Annotated in this window: 3 protein-coding genes; 2 read left to right on the top strand and 1 reads right to left on the bottom strand. The window is 68.7% G+C overall.

The features are described 5' to 3' along the window. A partial coding sequence (locus P409_RS34200) for an SDR family oxidoreductase (protein WP_034849282.1) occupies positions 1–618 on the top strand: 618 nt, incomplete at its 5' end. Here the strand turns inward: P409_RS34200 and P409_RS34195 are convergent. Beyond that, positions 608–853 carry a hypothetical protein gene (locus P409_RS34195; protein ID WP_034849279.1) on the bottom strand — a complete coding sequence of 82 codons (246 nt, stop codon included), beginning with the start codon at positions 851–853 and terminating at the stop codon, positions 608–610. The genes P409_RS34200 and P409_RS34195 overlap by 11 nt on opposite strands. Positions 854–1,033: 180 nt before the next feature. Between P409_RS34195 and P409_RS34190 the strand changes: the two genes are divergently transcribed. Further along, positions 1,034–1,384, top strand: a complete 351-nt coding sequence (locus tag P409_RS34190; protein ID WP_052121707.1) for a response regulator — start codon at positions 1,034–1,036, stop codon at positions 1,382–1,384. Positions 1,385–1,436 lie beyond the last annotated feature (52 nt).

The following is a 1,436-nucleotide window of genomic DNA, read 5'->3' as shown; positions in this document are numbered from 1 at the left end:
ACCGCCTCCTTCGTCGCCGACGTCACCGACCCGGCCCAGGTGGCGGCCCTGTACGACGAGGCGGAGAAGCGCTTCGGCACCGTCGACATCTCGATCCAGAACGCCGGGGTGATCACCATCGCCCGGATCGAGGAGATGACCGAGGCGGAATGGGACAAGGTGCTGGCGGTCAACACCAAGGGCGTCTTCCTGTGCTGCCAGGAAGCGATCCGCCGGATCCGCAGGCATGGCAAGGGCGGCCGGCTGATCAACACCGCCTCCGGCCAGGCACGGCAGGGCTTCGTCTTCACGCCGCACTATGCCGCCTCGAAGTTCGGCGTCGTCGGAGTCACCCAGAGCCTGGCCAAGGAGGTGGCGAAGGAAGGTATCACGGTGAACGCCTTCTGCCCCGGCATCATCGACACCGATATGTGGGCCTACAATGACGCCGCCTGGGGCAAGCTCTTGGGCGACTACAAGCCCGGCGAGCTGATGGCGGAATGGGTCCGCGGCATCCCGATGGGCCGGGCCGGCAGCGGCGAGGACGTGGCCGGGCTGGTCGCCTTCCTGGCCAGCGACGACGCCGCCTACATCACCGGCCAGACCATCAATGTCGATGGCGGCCTGATCATGTCGTGACCGGCGGCGGGCCGGGCTCCGGCTCGTCCTCCTCCGGCGCCAGCAGCTCGACCAGGGCGGCGACCCGGCCGGCCGGCATGGGCCGGCCGTCGCCGATCATCGCCTCGTCGCTGCCGACCCAGGCCCAGGCCTGGGCCAGTTCCTCCCGGCTCGCGCCGGTGCGGATGATGTCGGCCACCAGCGTCTCCTCGGTGGGGCCGAGGATCGCCGCGACCTCCTCTGCGCTCAGGGTCATCGCCATGCTCCCATGCGGCTCGTAAGGCGGACTCCTTGACAACTCCCGAGGCTTTCCGCCGGTTCCGGCCGGGTGCGATACACATCCGATAGACGGTCCATGGATAGGATTCCCGCTTTCGGGTGTTGGTAGGGAGACCGTCGCACGAAGGGAGCTGGCGAGATGGAGAGCCGAGAGCCCTTGCCCCGCGTCCTGATCGTCGAGGATGACATCTGGCTCGCCGCGATGCTGGCAGACATCGCCGCGTCGGCCGGGGTCGAGGTGGTCGGCCCGGTCAGCACGCTGCACGAAGCGGTCCGGATCGCCAGCTCGGAGCGGCTGGATGCCGCGCTGCTCGACATCGGCCTGGGCCGGACGGAGGTCTATGCCGCCGCCGATGTGCTGGAGGAGCGCGACATCCCCTTCGCCTTCGTCACCGGCCGGACGGAGGCGGAGATCGAGCTGCTGCACCGCGGCCGCCCGGTCTGGAGCAAGCCGTTCCTGCAGCAGCAGATCGCCAACGGGCTGAAGGAGCTGATCGGGCGGCGGTGAGAGTCGGAGCAGGATGAGTTTTCAGAACTCGATCACTCGAACCGCCGCATGC

This window comes from Inquilinus limosus MP06, assembly GCF_000767795.1.
GTDB lineage: Bacteria > Pseudomonadota > Alphaproteobacteria > DSM-16000 > Inquilinaceae > Inquilinus > Inquilinus limosus_E.
Note: the sequence above shows the minus strand (reverse complement) of the source record. Positions and strands in the feature narration are given on the sequence as shown.

Coding starts and splice junctions, on each gene's coding strand:
- P409_RS34195 (WP_034849279.1), bottom strand. CDS start 853: ATGACCCTGAGCGCAGAGGAGGTCGCGGCGATCCTCGGCCCCACCGAG.